The organism is Halobacillus sp. HZG1, assembly GCF_035818575.1.
Classification (GTDB): domain Bacteria; phylum Bacillota; class Bacilli; order Bacillales; family Halobacillaceae; genus Halobacillus; species Halobacillus litoralis.
Map to the genome: position 1 here is coordinate 21,150 of NZ_JAYLVQ010000081.1, position 14,456 is coordinate 35,605.

At 43.3% G+C, this 14,456-nt stretch carries 12 protein-coding genes, 16 tRNA genes, 2 rRNA genes and 1 riboswitch; of the genes, 1 reads left to right on the forward strand and 29 read right to left on the reverse strand.

From position 1 onward, the window contains the following. Positions 1–43: 43 nt before the first annotated feature. From VKA52_RS17090 to VKA52_RS17135, 10 genes are all read right to left on the reverse strand, one after another. Complete coding sequence (locus tag VKA52_RS17090) at positions 44–610, reverse strand: transposase (protein ID WP_326316570.1); 567 nt, start codon at positions 608–610, stop codon at positions 44–46. A 495-nt stretch (positions 611–1,105) separates the two neighbouring features. Next, complete coding sequence (gene trmL, locus VKA52_RS17095; protein ID WP_326316571.1) at positions 1,106–1,582, reverse strand: tRNA (uridine(34)/cytosine(34)/5-carboxymethylaminomethyluridine(34)-2'-O)-methyltransferase TrmL; 477 nt, start codon at positions 1,580–1,582, stop codon at positions 1,106–1,108. A 51-nt stretch (positions 1,583–1,633) separates the two neighbouring features. Beyond that, positions 1,634–2,503: an amidase domain-containing protein gene (locus VKA52_RS17100; RefSeq protein ID WP_326316572.1), complete on the reverse strand. Its 870-nt coding sequence runs from the start codon at positions 2,501–2,503 to the stop codon at positions 1,634–1,636. Positions 2,504–2,587: 84 nt separating this feature from the next. Then, positions 2,588–3,136 carry a methylated-DNA--[protein]-cysteine S-methyltransferase gene (locus VKA52_RS17105; protein WP_160915393.1) on the reverse strand — a complete coding sequence of 183 codons (549 nt, stop codon included), beginning with the start codon at positions 3,134–3,136 and terminating at the stop codon, positions 2,588–2,590. A gap of 72 nt (positions 3,137–3,208) precedes the next feature. Next, a complete protein-coding gene (queG, locus tag VKA52_RS17110; protein WP_326316573.1) occupies positions 3,209–4,342 on the reverse strand; it encodes a tRNA epoxyqueuosine(34) reductase QueG in 1,134 nt (377 codons plus the stop codon). Between the two features lie 17 nt (positions 4,343–4,359). Continuing rightward, positions 4,360–6,069 (reverse strand): ABC-ATPase domain-containing protein, encoded by a 1,710-nt coding sequence (locus tag VKA52_RS17115; protein WP_326316574.1) that lies wholly within the window; start codon positions 6,067–6,069, stop codon positions 4,360–4,362. Between the two features lie 131 nt (positions 6,070–6,200). After that, positions 6,201–6,274: transfer RNA gene (locus VKA52_RS17120), tRNA-Gly, on the reverse strand. A gap of 814 nt (positions 6,275–7,088) precedes the next feature. Then, positions 7,089–7,541 carry a hypothetical protein gene (locus VKA52_RS17125; protein ID WP_160915399.1) on the reverse strand — a complete coding sequence of 151 codons (453 nt, stop codon included), beginning with the start codon at positions 7,539–7,541 and terminating at the stop codon, positions 7,089–7,091. Between the two features lie 332 nt (positions 7,542–7,873). Further along, the gene (locus VKA52_RS17130) at positions 7,874–8,395 is read right to left on the reverse strand and encodes a hypothetical protein (RefSeq protein WP_326316575.1); all 522 of its coding nucleotides are present in this window, start codon (positions 8,393–8,395) and stop codon (positions 7,874–7,876) included. A 145-nt stretch (positions 8,396–8,540) separates the two neighbouring features. Continuing rightward, positions 8,541–9,713: a TraB/GumN family protein gene (locus VKA52_RS17135; protein WP_326316576.1), complete on the reverse strand. Its 1,173-nt coding sequence runs from the start codon at positions 9,711–9,713 to the stop codon at positions 8,541–8,543. A 131-nt stretch (positions 9,714–9,844) separates the two neighbouring features. After that, positions 9,845–9,946, forward strand: a riboswitch (purine riboswitch). A gap of 53 nt (positions 9,947–9,999) precedes the next feature. Between VKA52_RS17135 and ade the strand changes: the two genes are divergently transcribed. Further along, complete coding sequence (gene ade / locus VKA52_RS17140) at positions 10,000–11,733, forward strand: adenine deaminase (protein WP_442788858.1); 1,734 nt, start codon at positions 10,000–10,002, stop codon at positions 11,731–11,733. A 44-nt stretch (positions 11,734–11,777) separates the two neighbouring features. Here ade and VKA52_RS17145 read toward each other — a convergent pair whose 3' ends face one another. From VKA52_RS17145 to VKA52_RS17235, 19 genes are all read right to left on the reverse strand, one after another. Further along, the gene (locus tag VKA52_RS17145; RefSeq protein ID WP_326316578.1) at positions 11,778–12,212 is read right to left on the reverse strand and encodes a DUF559 domain-containing protein; all 435 of its coding nucleotides are present in this window, start codon (positions 12,210–12,212) and stop codon (positions 11,778–11,780) included. 125 nt (positions 12,213–12,337) lie between these two features. After that, positions 12,338–12,493: a hypothetical protein gene (locus VKA52_RS17150; RefSeq protein WP_326316579.1), complete on the reverse strand. Its 156-nt coding sequence runs from the start codon at positions 12,491–12,493 to the stop codon at positions 12,338–12,340. Positions 12,494–12,639: 146 nt separating this feature from the next. Beyond that, positions 12,640–12,721, reverse strand: a tRNA-Leu gene (locus tag VKA52_RS17155). Positions 12,722–12,730: 9 nt separating this feature from the next. After that, positions 12,731–12,804, reverse strand: a tRNA-Cys gene (locus VKA52_RS17160). A gap of 58 nt (positions 12,805–12,862) precedes the next feature. Further along, positions 12,863–12,937, reverse strand: a tRNA-Gly gene (locus VKA52_RS17165). An 8-nt stretch (positions 12,938–12,945) separates the two neighbouring features. Then, a tRNA-Gln gene (locus tag VKA52_RS17170) sits at positions 12,946–13,020 on the reverse strand. Between the two features lie 27 nt (positions 13,021–13,047). Beyond that, positions 13,048–13,123: transfer RNA gene (locus VKA52_RS17175), tRNA-His, on the reverse strand. A gap of 12 nt (positions 13,124–13,135) precedes the next feature. Next, positions 13,136–13,206 (reverse strand) — tRNA-Trp (locus VKA52_RS17180). Positions 13,207–13,224: 18 nt separating this feature from the next. Beyond that, positions 13,225–13,310: transfer RNA gene (locus tag VKA52_RS17185), tRNA-Tyr, on the reverse strand. Positions 13,311–13,330: 20 nt separating this feature from the next. Then, positions 13,331–13,406 (reverse strand) — tRNA-Thr (locus tag VKA52_RS17190). A gap of 4 nt (positions 13,407–13,410) precedes the next feature. Beyond that, positions 13,411–13,486, reverse strand: a tRNA-Phe gene (locus tag VKA52_RS17195). Between the two features lie 27 nt (positions 13,487–13,513). After that, positions 13,514–13,590, reverse strand: a tRNA-Asp gene (locus VKA52_RS17200). A 4-nt stretch (positions 13,591–13,594) separates the two neighbouring features. Continuing rightward, positions 13,595–13,671: transfer RNA gene (locus VKA52_RS17205), tRNA-Met, on the reverse strand. A 44-nt stretch (positions 13,672–13,715) separates the two neighbouring features. Then, positions 13,716–13,791: transfer RNA gene (locus VKA52_RS17210), tRNA-Val, on the reverse strand. A gap of 6 nt (positions 13,792–13,797) precedes the next feature. Next, a tRNA-Glu gene (locus tag VKA52_RS17215) sits at positions 13,798–13,872 on the reverse strand. A 9-nt stretch (positions 13,873–13,881) separates the two neighbouring features. After that, positions 13,882–13,974: transfer RNA gene (locus VKA52_RS17220), tRNA-Ser, on the reverse strand. Positions 13,975–13,977: 3 nt separating this feature from the next. Beyond that, positions 13,978–14,052: transfer RNA gene (locus VKA52_RS17225), tRNA-Asn, on the reverse strand. An 11-nt stretch (positions 14,053–14,063) separates the two neighbouring features. Further along, a 5S ribosomal RNA gene (rrf, locus tag VKA52_RS17230) occupies positions 14,064–14,177 on the reverse strand. Between the two features lie 157 nt (positions 14,178–14,334). Beyond that, positions 14,335–14,456, reverse strand: a 23S ribosomal RNA gene (locus tag VKA52_RS17235); the annotation flags it as partial.

The window sequence follows — 14,456 nt, forward strand, 5'->3', positions numbered from 1 at the left end:
TTTATGTTCGTGTCTTCACATAAAAAAAGACCCTTACTCTTTATTAAGTAGCAGGGTCCTCTACATCATGATATTTCATAAACTCTTCGTAAGTTACCATTAAATACTCTCTCAACAGTTCCGTATCCACTATTGGATCTAATTCTTTATTAATATAGGCACTATGCGACGTCCACAGATGATTAGATAACAATCGTTTTAAATTGGCTCTTTCAGGATTCTTGTGTACATACTTACAAGCTGTCAAAAAATACTCACGATTAAGTATAATTTCATCATGATACCTTCCTTGAAACAAATGGCCGGTGTACTCATATTTGGAATTAAAATACTTGGAATATTTAGTGTGGAGTTGCTGGAGGATAGAACTTGGCGGGGAATCATTGATCTCGATAATTAAGTGCACATGATTACTCATTAAACAGTAAGCATGTAATTTAAAACCATGTACTTTTTTTACTTCTTTCAAAAAATTTAAGTACGATACTCGGTCTGTATCATTTAAAAAGATATTTTGCCTTCGATTTCCTCGAGCAGTAATGTGAAAGATTGCTCCGGGGAACCAAAAGCGCTTTTTCCTGGCCAATGAAACTACTCCTTTCATGAACATTTTCTATAAATAAAATTCGACATAATCCTAATTAATCCTCTTTTTATCGTAATCTATAGTCGTTTTACTTAGCTTCCGGCCACGCTTGTTTGGATGCCTTGTTTGGATACCTGGCACCTAAACAACTCGCTCCAGTGCCTGGCACTCAATCAGCTCACCCCAGTGCCTGGCACCCTATCAGCTCACCCCAGTGCCTGGCACCCTATCAGCTCGTCCAGGTGCCTGGCACCCTATCAGCTCGTCCCAGTGCCTGGCACCCAATTAGCTCGTCCCCATGCCTGGCACCCAATCAGCTCATCCCGGTGCCTGGCACCCAATCAACTCGCTCCAGTGCCTGGCACCCTATCAGCTCGTCCCAGTGCCTGGCACTCAATCAGCTCATCCCGGTGCCTGGCACCCTATCAGCTCATCCCGGTGCCTGGCACCAATATAGAATTCTCACTCAAAACGCAGAACACATCAAAAAAGACGACCACATACGGCCGCCTCTCTGCTTCATTTAATTAAGTTCGGATAACCTTGTTGTCTTAAAGCCTCAAAAAGAATAATGGAAGCTGTATTGGACAGGTTGAGTGATCTCACTTGATCGGTCATCGGTATTCTCAAACAACGGTCCTCCAACCCTTCTAACAAGTCTTTAGGAATCCCGTCACTTTCACGCCCGAAAACGAACAACAAATCCTGTTCAACATCACTAAAGTCAAAATCTACGTATGATTTCGTACCGAAATTCTCTATATAGTAAATTTCCCCTTTAGGAAAGGCTTCATAAAGTTCATGAATGGACTCGTAATAATTCACATTGACCTTATGCCAATAATCCAATCCTGCACGGCGGACCATCTTATCATCCGTCGAAAAACCCAGAGGGCGGATCAGGTGCAATTCAGAATTCGTAGCAAGACACGTCCGAGCGATATTTCCAGTATTTGCTGGTATTTCCGGTTGAAAGAGTACAATATGGTTAGGCATACGTTTCACCTCAGTCTAATCTTAGTCAACTAGACTATTATACCATACTCTTCAGCCATCAATTTTATAAAATTTGTACTGAATATCAGGGGTGTAAGCCGTGGAGTCCTCATAGGCCCAATAGCGATGGCGGCTGTTGGATGTATGTGCATTTACAAGCGGCATCCCATTGGAATCTTTTCTGACAACAAAGGTGTTATGATCAAACCTTCCGTCTCCCTGAAAATCATAGCAAATGATGTCACCTGGTGAAAGTTGATCAGCAGTGGAAACCTCTGTGGCTGTCAGGCCTTTCCTCGCTCCTCCCAAGTACCAACGCAGGGCATGAGCGACCGTCCAGCTATAGCTCCAATTTCCGCTTCCATACCACCATCCTTTCGTCCGATTTGGTGCGCCCCAGGTAGACGCTCCACCTGCACGTATGCACTGGGATACATAATTCGTACAATCGACATCAAAACTTTTATAGGCGGGATTGTAGCTGTCCCACCAACGGTCCGCATATCGAACAGCTTCTCTCCGATTGTAAGTAAATCGTGATCGTTCTCGGTCTTGGTCTGTCGCCACATCCACAGGCAAAGGTTTTGAGACCTTATTGCCCTCCAACATTTCTGTCCTCACTAGGTGGTCCGTTAACTCTTCCCCCACAAACCGTGCCTCCCCATGATAATGACCTTCTTCTAAGAAATGATATCTTCCGGATTTAATAAGCAGGGATATAGTCAAAAGATACTGGATGTGGGTTTGATTTTCGTAGGCGACACGATGGTATGGGTGGATATTAAAAGTGAGCCGCTGCAGCCGCTGCCCCCGTTCTTCAATACCATCCACTTTTTTCCTCAACCATTGGTGATCTTCCTGATCGAACAATCGATCCATGATTCTTTCCCAGTACACTTGCAGTTGATATGTATGACTCATGCCTCTCCCCTCCTTTTACATCTTATGAAAAGCAAAGAAGGACATGAACATCAAAAAAGCAGCCTCCATGTGATGGAGCCTGCTTCAGTGATTTTGTTTAATGGTTTGGTGCTCTTTTTCAAATTCCAATAGTTTCTGCTTTTTATCTAGACCGCCGGCATAACCGACCAACTTGCCATTACTACCGATAATTCGATGACAAGGTACAATGATGGAAAAGGGGTTTTGGTTCACCGCGCCTCCAACAGCTCTAATTGCTTTCGGAGCATGCATGGAAGCAGCGATATCCTTATAGGACCTGGTCTCCCCATAAGGGACATGATGGAGAAGCGTCCTCCATACTTGTCGTTGAAAATCTGTACCGTAGCAATTTAAAGGCACATGAAATTCGTTCCGATGTCCTTCAAAGTAGCTGGTAAGCTCTTGTTTCGTCTGTGCGACATATTTGTGTTCGGGGTCATACACCAGTTCACCTTTGAGAAAATGCTTCTTTTTCCAAGATTGATAGGTAGCGAGCCGGTCTTCATAATGCCCATAGTCGATTCGGCATACGCCTTCATCATTCGCTAGTACAGTCATTGGGCCCAAAGGAGTTTCAAAAGTGTCATAGTATAAGAACGATTGATGGTTCATATTCAACCCCTTCTTCTTTAACAGTTTTTTCTATTATACAAGAGCTTTCATATGTTGAAAAGGTACATTTGGTTACAGTTTTTTAAATTGAGCGCCCTTTTCCATTTCAAAAAGCACTTGTTCATCCTCTTCTTTAGCCATTGCTTCTTCGATAGCTGTAAAACACTCGGTTTTGCCAATCTTTCCAAGCCCCCAGGCCGCCGTGCCACGAATGACAGGACGAGGGTCTTCCTTCATCAACCGAATCAATTCATCTATAGCAGTTTCATCACGATAATGCGCAAGAGCAAGAATGGCGTTTCGTTGAATCGGTTTTTTCCCACGCCATGATCCTGAAATGAAACCGAATTTCTCTTTGAATTGCCGGTTTGAAATCGATAGCAATGGGGTTAATTTCGGCTTGACGATTTCCGGATCTGGTTCGAATTCTTCATGATTATGAAAATCCTTTTTGCGGTTTTTTGGGCAAACGGTCTGACAAGTGTCACAGCCATAAAGACGGTTTCCGATTTTCGTCCGGAATTCATCCGGCAAAAAATCCTTCGTCTGTGTTAAGAATGCGATGCACCGATTGGCATTCAACTGACCGCCCTGAACGAGGGCATCGGTTGGGCATGCATCGACACAGATGTTACAGTCTCCGCAACTATCATCGACCGGTTCATCCGGGGCAAATGGAATGTTCGTAACCAGCTCTCCTAGATATACATATGAACCAAATTCAGGAGTGATAACGGCACAATTTTTCCCACTAAAACCGATACCTGCGCGCTCGGCTACAGCGCGGTCAGATAGCTCTCCCGTATCCACCATTGATTTCAGTTCCACATCCGGAAATTTTTCCTGTAAAAAGGCACCCAGACGATTGAGGCGGTCTCGTACAACATCATGATAATCCCGCCCCCAGGAAGCCCGGCAGAAAATCCCTCGCCGGTCCCCTTTTTTACTTTTTGGAGCATCATGCATTTTTGAAGGATAGGCCAGGGCGATGGAAATAATGGATTGAGCTCCGGGAAGCAGCCGGCCAGGATCTGTGCGCTCTTGAACAGATCCTTTTTCAAAACCGGACTGATAGCCAAGTTCCTGCTGTCTTTTCAGGCGCGCTTTCAACTCGCCGAAAACATCAGCGGAAGCAAATCCAATTTTGTCAATTCCGATTTCTTTACTGTAGGCAATGACTTCCTCTTTGAATTGATGAAAATCCACCCTGACACACCTCCTTTCTATCTCAAGTCTTTCACTTTCGCTGTCCGGATCCGGTTCAGCGTAGCAGCAATTTCGAAACGTCTTGGTCTAGCCAGCTCACCTGGATGCTGGTCTTTAAACGGGGCAAATGAAGCCAGACCTTTTTGATCCAATTGAAGCTCAATAGAATCAAGCAGTTCATGAAGCGAATTCTCCCGCTTCAGTACGCCTTTTTTATCTAAATGAAGGAGTAAATCAGCGATCATCCTTGTCTGTGATGCATCTACAAGCTGTTCCACATGATCTAACTCGATGTCTTCACGCCCCATCAAAATCTTATGCATACCTTTGGCCTGGACCTTTTCTTTTTTTCCTTTACGCGTTTGCAGGCTTTGAGGTAAAAAGGAACGTTTCGGTACAGCACCAAAGGAAGCATCAGACGATTCCATACGTCCATTCGGATATTTACTGGCGATTTCCTTCGCTTTTTCCGTGACATTGTGGGGAATATACTGATCCATCATAATGACATCATCAGCCACTTGGAAGTAGTCGCCCGATCCCCCCATAACCAGAACCGTAGAAACTTCCAATTCATCACGCATTTGTTTGATCTTATCGATGAACGGGGTAATCGGTTCTTTCTCTTTCACTACGAGTTCCTGCATGCGCTCATCTCTAATCATAAAGTTTGTTGCACTCGTATCTTCATCAATCAGCAAGGTGGATGCACCTGCCTCCAGAGATTCGATGACATTGGCCGCTTGTGATGTACTTCCACTGGCATTTTCCGTTGAAAACTTTGTCGTATCTGTACCATGGGGAAGGTTTTTAATGAATGGAGATATGTCCACGGTGGATACTTGACGTCCATCTTCCGCTCTCACTTTTACGGCAGAAGGATCTGTCAGCACATACTCACGTCCATCCCCTGCCATATGAGGATACACGCCACGCTCCATTGCGTTCAACAGGGTACTTTTACCATGATAGCCCCCGCCGACGATTAACACAATTCCACGCTTCAATGCCATGCCGGTTAAAGGTTCTTCTTTGTGAGGAAGGTTGATTGTCACCCGATTTGATTCAGGGCTTTCAAAAGGGACAGCCCCCCGCATCGGCTTTTGACTAATGCCACTCTCCCGTGGAAGGATAGCCCCGTCAGCAACAAATGAAATCCAATCATTCTTCTCCATTTCATCAAGGATCGTTTGATGTTGGTCGGCAAGTTGGCAAACCGCTTCAATTTCTTTATCTTTCATAGCAAAAACAGATTGGTTCATGATCTCCGGGAGAATAGAAAGGAAAAGCTTTTCCGCTTGTTTCCCATTGATTCGCCTGCCATTCGCCGGCAGTCCAACCGTAAGACAGACCGTCATATCCTCTGCGGTCAAAGAAACGGACGTTCTTTCCAAAATTTCCTGTCCCGGTTGATCGATTGCAATCATTCCACTTTTTCCGGAACCTTTCACACTGGTTTGAGTTTTATAAATGGTTTTTGCAATCGCTCTCGTGATCTGATCTTCAGCATAATACTTCCTGCGGGAGTTTTTCATCCAATCTGGAAAAATCCTCCGCTCAGAATCAGGAATACGGATACGGATTTTAGAAGGAGCGGCAAAAGGATCTCCCTGGACATAATCGATCATCAAATCATATCTGTCGAATGAATACGTCCCTTGAATTTGTTTATAGGCTTTATAACTTTTACCATCGATTTGTTTCAAATGTTGTTGCAATTTTTTCATCATGGATTCCTCCCTTGAACAAGTAGGTCTATTATAGGGTTTATCCAAATTTCATCAATAAAAAACGCAATGCTTCGTTACCCATTTAACGAAACACTGCGTTGGTTCACATAAGTATAAAATAATAGCATTGGAGCGGGTGAAGGGAATCGAACCCTCGTCATCAGCTTGGAAGGCTGAGGTTTTACCATTAAACTACACCCGCGTAATTAAAAATCATCATATTTTGCCGAGGTTCGTTCATGCCCCTTCTTCTACTCGGTTATTCAAAGTAGCAAAGTTTGTAGGGGTCATGAGTTGTTCGGACAACTCTTATCGTTTACATGTGTAATCATAACATTCGAAATCTAGCGACGCAACATGAAATTTACGATTTTTTGTCGAAATTTTACTTCTTCTTTACTTTATTAGTTTCGTATAAATATGCTTTTATGTAGTGTACCAAAAAACCACTCCCCTTAAACTTCTCAACACGAGTTACAGTCATGCGCCATAACCCTGAAGCCATTTTAAAATGTTTGATAAAGGGAAGCGGGGCGGCAGAAAATGACGCGCTTCCCCACCTCCTCCACTTCCATAAACGTAGAGAGAATCATATCTCTACCAGACTTCTTAAGCTACAAAAAACCAATCAACTTTTCTTAGACTGATACACGTAGATCATGGAGAACACTAGAAAAGCAATAAAGTGGATAGAGTCGATGAACAGTTTGAAGAGATCAACTAAAGTAGTAGAATCCATAAGATTCACCCCCAACAAGCATTTTAGCTGTAGTTCTGCTAAACATGTTGCTGTAAACAATAGAGCATCTTAAGTGAGTGGATTAGTTTTTCAGAGGTAGTGAGATGGTACTTTCCCTTAGGATCCCTTGTAAACTCATTTTTATACGATCCAGACATCACCATACAAAAAATAAGAAAAAACTACTAATGCCATCCTCCCTTATTCTTTTATAGACATAAAAAGAAACCGAAGTGCAGCACCTCGGTTTCTCAAATATTTTTAATCTATTTACCTTTTATAAGATAACCGTACTTTTCAAAGCAGCGATTAAATGTTCAAAATCTTCCTCGACTTGCCTTCTGACGTCGTCCCTCTTGTAATCTTTGTTTTGTTCTTTGGAGCTTTCAGGCTCAATCAATAAGGTGCGACCCTCCATAAAGGTAACCTCAATTTTACGAGGAGGGGTGTTTTCTGACAAACTATAGTCTTCAAAGTATTCTTTCATAGAAATAATACGATCTGTAAATAACGTTTCTTTTTTCAAGGCCATGTCCTGGGAAAGGCTGAGCACCGTTAGCGTCCGGTCGTTACGATTCACAATAAACAGCTGTTGTTGATCAGAGTCGATGACTTCTAACAAACGGTATTGATCTGATTCGAATAACTCTTCCGTAAATTCAAGAATTGCCGCGGTCTTCAAATGACTTAACTCTTCCGTACCCAATCTTTCTTTTAGTTGGATGGACATTTATTTGTAACCTCCTTAAGAATTTGTTCATTCTTCTCATCCCCCTTACTTTACTTGTGAAAACGCGAAATGTGAAAAATAAACAAATTTTACCACATAAAACAGGGGCCGGGGTTCCGAAGGGCTGATTCATTCGACAAGCCTCTCCCTTTTTCATAGGTTTAGATAGAAAACCCCCATAATGGAAGCAAAGAAGAAACATCCATTACGGGGAATAAAAAACCATATCCGTTCATGCGTTGTAATCGGCAATTGAAAAAAGGAATACAAGGAGAAAGCACCCACTCCTCAATTGTATGTATAATTCGGCAAGGCTTGGTTTTCCATCACATTTAGAGACGATCAGAAAGAACTTTAAACGACTCGACCGCTTCTTTGTAATAGGTAAACTGACGACTTTGAATGGTTTGCTCCAGTTTCTTGAGCGCTACGGAAGCCATTTGCTTTAAATCCTCATGACTTGTCATATCCATCAGTTTTTTGATCATTACTTGCTTTTCTTTCGTGTCTTGCTCTAATTCCTTCCAATCTTCTTCTGTATCTACGCGGTGTTCTCCCAAGTCTGCCTCTACTCCCCGTCCAAGACCATCAATTAACTGTTTCATATCCTCATTCCCGTCCATACTTTCCCGAATGGACTGTAGTGTTCGGTTATCAACAAATTTTTCTTCCACTACCCCATCCAATTCTTCAGGATCTGCTTTGTCTATAATCACCGTTTCATAGGATTGATCATCACTGGTGATAGCTTGAACATTTACATTCTCCTGCTGATCGACTTCCGTTATCTGCCACACTCCAAATCCTAGTGCGAGTACACCAAGAATGGAAGTTCCTTTTACGAACTTACTCATTTTCCATCCCTTTCTCCTATGATTTTTTATAATTTTATATTTTCCGATACTTTGTTGTAATGCAATTGTAACATTCCATTAAATAACAGTAAATAAAAAGGAGAAGCTTTATGAAAGCTTCTCCTTTTTATCATTTTTTAACAATCTATAAGTTTTCTAAAAATAATCGAATGACATCCGCTCCGCCTATGAATGTCCCTAAGGAGCTTCCAATATTGGCTAGAACAACAACGAGAAGAATACGAGTCACTTTATTGTTCCAGAAACCTTTTACACTTGTTACATCATCAGACAACGTTTCAAAGTCTGCTACATTTGGACGTCGGAAATAAGCTTGCACAATCCCGGCAAACCAGCCTGCAGCAATCAATGGATTCAATGATGTAATCGGCGCCATGACGAATGCTGACACTATAGCTAAAGGATGGGCAAGGGCTGCCGCTGCTCCTATGGCAGAAAAAGACCCGTTCCAAAGCACCCAGCTGATGGTTTGTTGTGTACCTGCAGCCGGGTTCGAAAAGAAGGTGTAGAGAATGATGGACACAATTAACACGGGGATACTCCACCCAATGATCTTCGGTGCTTTCGATTTTGGCGGACGCTGTTTGAGCTTTTTTAAATCGTGTTCTTTGTGGATCTCTTCCTTGATTCCAGGTACATGGGCCGCTCCTAGAATAGCGACTACCTTCTCTCCTGGTGCATCTTTAATCTTCTGGGCCAGGTACTGATCTCGTTCATCAATCAAAGGTTTCTTCAACTTTGGAAAGTTATCCGTCAAATCCTGCAGCATCCCATCAAGCATATCCTGGGATTTCATCTTTTCCAACTCTTCTTCAGAGATTTTATCGTTACTGAAGATGCCATAAAAGATGGATAATAACAGCTTCATCTTCCCACCGAAACCGATGTTGCCCCATATTCTTGAAAAAGTGATCTGAATATTCCGGTCAGCTAACACAAGCTTTGCCCCGACTTCTTCAGCTGATTCGATCCCCTGGATCATTTCCTGGCCCGCTTGGATACCAAACTGTTTTGCCATACGTCTCTGAAATGAGGAAATCGCTAAATTAACGAGCAACAAGGTGGCTTTTTTATTTTTAATCACTTCAAAAATATCTGTGTTCTTCCAACGATCACCATCTTGGATGGACTGAAACCTTTGCTCATCAAGTTCGACACAAACTGAATCCGGCTGCTCTTCTTCGATAACAGCTTTAACTTGTTCAGCACTTGCTTTCGAAACGTGAGCCGTGCCAACAAGTATATATTCCTTATCATCTATATGAATTCGCGTAATGTTTTCTTCCATTGCAAACATCTGAACCTTCCTTTTTTGCTTACCGTTTATTTTCTCTCCCTTCTCATATTAAACTAGATGAGCTCAAATGAGAATCCTTTCACCTAAAAACATGCCATTGACAAGCATCTTGAGGAAGGATAGAATCTCCTATAATTATAATAAAAACCTTGCGTATAAATTTGGAAATAAGGTCCAAATGTCTCTACCGAACCACCGTAAATGGTTTGACTACGAGAAGGATATTCTTATCCTTCTCTTGATTTCTGCACACGCACAGGCTTTAAGAAAGAGGAGGAACAAAATGATGAAAATTCAAACACTAACGGAAAGAATCAAAGTAGCAAATAAAGAACGTCCAGCTGACCTGGTCATTAAAAATGCGCAGATCGTTGACGTATTCAATGGGGAAATCATTCATAAAGATGTTGCGATCGTTGATGGGTTCATTGCAGGGTTAGGAGAATATGAAGGAGAGGAAGTGATGGACGCTCAAGGTCAGTACATGGCCCCTTCTTTCATTGATTCTCATGTACACATTGAATCATCCATGGTCCCGCCTTCGGAGTTCGCTGAAGTCGTCATTCCTCACGGTGTGACCACGGTGATTACCGATCCTCATGAAATAGGAAACGTCCTTGGAACAGATGGCCTCCAGTTTATGCTCGATGACGCTAAAAACCTTCCCATGGACTTTCACTTTATGCTTCCTTCCAGTGTTCCAGCCACGCCATTTGAGACGTCAGGGGCAGAATTACAGGCCTCGGATCTTCATCCTTTTCATGCTGATTCACAAGTTCTGGGTCTTGGAGAAGTGATGGATTATTCATCACTGAAAAACGCTGACCCAGGGTTATTGGAAAAGATTGTACAAACAATCCAAGCAGGCGGCTATGTCGACGGACATCTTGCAGGGCTGGATGAAGATGCTGTAAATGTCTATTCAAGTTCAGGTGTTCAAACCGATCATGAATGCAATACTGTAGAAGAAGCCCTCGCACGCCTTCAACGGGGGATGTATGTGAGTATCCGTGAGGGGTCTGCGGCCAAAGACCTGAGAGCCCTTCTGCCTGTAGTGAACGAAAAGAACGCGAGACGTTGCCTTTTCTGTACAGATGATAAACATATCGATGACCTTTTAAATGAAGGAAGCATTGATCATCACATCCGGTTAGCTTCTGCCCTGGGCTTTGATCCAATCACCGCTATCCAAATGGCTACAATAAATGCAGCCGAGTGTTATGGACTCCACCATAAAGGAGCGATTGCACCGGGATACATGGCCGACTTCCTATTTTTTGATGACTTACATGCACTGAAGGTGACACAGGTTTTTAAGAAAGGAAAGAAAGTGGCTTTCCAAGGAGAATTAGTGGATGATTTTCGTTCTTCCTCTTCAAGTTCTCCTAAAATCACAAACAGTGTTCATATTCCAAACCTTTCAAAAGAACAGCTGCGTATTTCTATAACTGAATCAAAAAAGGCGAACATCATTCAGATAAACAAAAACCAAATTAAAACCGATCACCTTATAGAAGAGGTGGAGATAGAATCAGGCTACTTTCAACCTTCGGTGAGCAAAGACCATATGAAGTTGGTCGTCGTAGAAAGACATCACCATACGGGGAATATTGGACTTGGGATTGTAAAAGGAATGGGGCTTCAAAGAGGAGCTATTGCAACAACCATTGCCCATGATTCCCACAATATCGTAGCCTTAGGCACAAACGATGAAGATCTCGAAAAAGCGATCCAACACTTAGGGGGCATCGGTGGAGGGATGACCTTATTTCATGAAGGAAAACCACTCTCTTCCTTGCCCCTTCCAATAGCTGGACTGATGTCAGATCAAGGGTATGAGAAGGTAGCTCATCAATTAATAGAGATTCACAAAGATCTGTCAACCCTGGGTTTCACAAATGATTTCAACCCTTTTCTTACCCTGTCGTTTCTTACCCTACCTGTCATTCCAAGCTTGAAGCTTACCGATAAGGGCCTTTATAGCACAAAAGAAGCGAAACACATTTCTGTATCTAATTAACAAAAAATAAGAAGTCAGGCATTCGCCTGACTTCTTACTTTTCCTTAACTGGAGTTAGACTTACCCGTCATCTCTCGACTCACCTTTTCAACAATCCGAGAAAGATCCTCATCGATCCTCGCTCCACTGAACCTCATGACAGTCCAACCATGATTTTTAAGGTATGACTCTTTTTCCCACTCATCTTCCCACACATCAGAAGAGATGAGAAAGTCATGCTCTACAGCCTCTACAGCAATTTTCAATTCTGGAAATGCGACATCAACCGTGTACTTTTCCACTTGATAACGCAAAGTAGGTTGTAGGCCATAAGCAAGAAACCCTTCGTACAATTTACGGACTAAATTTGAGCTGAAGCCATCAGCATCCACTGCTTCCGGCTGCTCCTCGTTTCTGACTCTTAGTGTCAGTAAAATGGCAAGGACCAATAAGGTCATGAAAGCCGCGTACTCGATAAACATGTTTATATTCATATTCATCACCCACTACCATTCTATCCAACTGACCCCTATCCTTATTCATTGAATCTCCCAATTTTAGGGATCAAATGAAAGAGAAACAAAAAAAAGAAGCTGAAGGCACTCCTTCAGCTTCTTAACACTTTTCAGATATAGTTTTGAACAATTCCTTCTGAAACGACTACTTGGACAGCAGAGTTTTTAGCTACATGCATTTCCACCACGTGATCTGGTTTTCCTTTTTCATCTTTTGCAGATTCAGTGATCGTTTCTTCTCTATTTTTCTTAGAAAAAGACTTCATACATAAAGTCTCTTTTTGATATTATATAAGGAAAATGCCCATGACACACTTTTTAGTGGATATTCTATAGTGTAATGAGAATACAAAAGACTTCGCACTAATTAGTGCGAAGTCTTGTTGTTACAACGTTTTTGTTGTTTAGTTAGTACCGGTGGCCGGGGTCGAACCGGCACTCCGTGAGGAACACGATTTTGAGTCGTGCGCGTCTGCCAATTCCGCCACACCGGCATGTGACTATGGAGGCGGCAACCGGAATCGAACCGGTGATAAAGGAGTTGCAGTCCTCTGCCTTACCGCTTGGCTATGCCGCCATATCACGTTCAATTACGATTGTATCATATTCAAGTAAGAAAGAATATGTGATTTTTTTGGAGCGGGAGACGGGATTCGAACCCGCGACCCCCACCTTGGCAAGGTGGTGTTCTACCACTGAACTACTCCCGCAATTAAAGTGGCTGGCCCAGCTGGATTCGAACCAGCGCATGACGGTACCAAAAACCGTTGCCTTACCGCTTGGCTATGGGCCAATGTATCTCTTGCTTTATTATTATAAATGGGGCGGCTGATGGGAATCGAACCCACGAATGCCGGAACCACAATCCGGTGCGTTAACCACTTCGCCACAACCGCCATGATAAAAAGCAGGGGTAGTAGGAATCGAACCCACATTGACGGTTTTGGAGACCGTAGTTTTACCATTAAACTATACCCCTATTTGATTGAAATATAAATGGTGGAGGGAGTAGGACTCGAACCTACGAACCCGATGGGAGCGGATTTACAGTCCGCCGCGTTTGGCCAACTTCGCTATCCCTCCACGCTGAAAAAACTTTCAGATGGTGCCGGCCAGAGGACTTGAACCCCCAACCTACTGATTACAAATCAGTTGCTCTGCCAGTTGAGCTAGGCCGGCTTAATGGTGGCTCGGGACGGAATCGAACCGCCGACACACGGATTTTCAGTCCGTTGCTCTACCGACTGAGCTACCGAGCCAAACTATGTATTTACTAAATTTAAAAGTGGCGGTCCGGACGGGACTCGAACCCGCGACCTCCTGCGTGACAGGCAGGCATTCTAACCAACTGAACTACCGGACCATTTTGGTTGCGGGGACAGGATTTGAACCTGTGACCTCCGGGTTATGAGCCCGACGAGCTACCAGACTGCTCTACCCCGCGATGTTGTGAATTCTTCTAAGAATTCATGATATTGAATTTCTATATGGTGGAGGATGCAGGGTTCGAACCTGCGACCCCTTGCTTGTAAGGCAAGTGCTCTCCCAGCTGAGCTAATCCTCCGATAAGTGGTGACCCGTACGGGATTCGAACCCGTGTTACCGCCGTGAAAGGGCGGTGTCTTAACCACTTGACCAACGGGCCAATGTTAGATGGCGGAGAGTGAGGGATTCGAACCCTCGAAACCGTGGTAACGGTTTACACGAATTCCAATCGTGCTCCTTCGGCCAACTCGGACAACTCTCCATATGGCTCCAACGGTAGGATTCGAACCTACGACCGATCGGTTAACAGCCGATTGCTCTACCACTGAGCTACGTTGGAATATTGTTGAAACCTGGCGACGTCCTACTCTCACGGGGGTAAACCCGACTACCATCGGCGCTGAAGAGCTTAACTGCTGTGTTCGGCATGGGAACAGGTGTGACCTCTTCGCCTTCATCACCAGATCTCTGTAAATCTCTGTTTTTCAGGGACAAGATATATTATATTGCCCTTCAGAGAAAAAATCAAGGGGGAAATTCAAGTTTTTTTGAAAACCCTCAAAACTGGATAAGGAAATATCTTATTTGAAAAGCAACGTTCTTCACGAATGATTATAATCAGATAGATAAGTCATCGATCCATTAGTATCCGTCAGCTCCACGTGTCACCACGCTTCCACCTCGGACCTATCAACCTCATCGTCTCTGAGGGATCTTATTTGCTTAAAGCAAAGGGAAATCTCA

Bases quoted from the DNA above. Each gene is read 5' to 3' on its own strand.
- VKA52_RS17090 (WP_326316570.1), bottom strand. From the start codon at position 610: ATGTTCATGAAAGGAGTAGTTTCATTGGCCAGGAAAAAGCGCTTTTGG.
- trmL (WP_326316571.1), bottom strand. From the start codon at position 1,582: ATGCCTAACCATATTGTACTCTTTCAACCGGAAATACCAGCAAATACT.
- VKA52_RS17100 (WP_326316572.1), bottom strand. From the start codon at position 2,503: ATGAGTCATACATATCAACTGCAAGTGTACTGGGAAAGAATCATGGAT.
- VKA52_RS17105 (WP_160915393.1), bottom strand. From the start codon at position 3,136: ATGAACCATCAATCGTTCTTATACTATGACACTTTTGAAACTCCTTTG.
- VKA52_RS17115 (WP_326316574.1), bottom strand. From the start codon at position 6,069: ATGAAAAAATTGCAACAACATTTGAAACAAATCGATGGTAAAAGTTAT.
- VKA52_RS17125 (WP_160915399.1), bottom strand. From the start codon at position 7,541: ATGTCCATCCAACTAAAAGAAAGATTGGGTACGGAAGAGTTAAGTCAT.
- VKA52_RS17130 (WP_326316575.1), bottom strand. From the start codon at position 8,395: ATGAGTAAGTTCGTAAAAGGAACTTCCATTCTTGGTGTACTCGCACTA.
- VKA52_RS17135 (WP_326316576.1), bottom strand. From the start codon at position 9,713: ATGTTTGCAATGGAAGAAAACATTACGCGAATTCATATAGATGATAAG.
- ade (WP_442788858.1), top strand. From the start codon at position 10,000: ATGAAAATTCAAACACTAACGGAAAGAATCAAAGTAGCAAATAAAGAA.
- VKA52_RS17145 (WP_326316578.1), bottom strand. From the start codon at position 12,212: ATGAATATGAATATAAACATGTTTATCGAGTACGCGGCTTTCATGACC.
- VKA52_RS17150 (WP_326316579.1), bottom strand. From the start codon at position 12,493: ATGAAGTCTTTTTCTAAGAAAAATAGAGAAGAAACGATCACTGAATCT.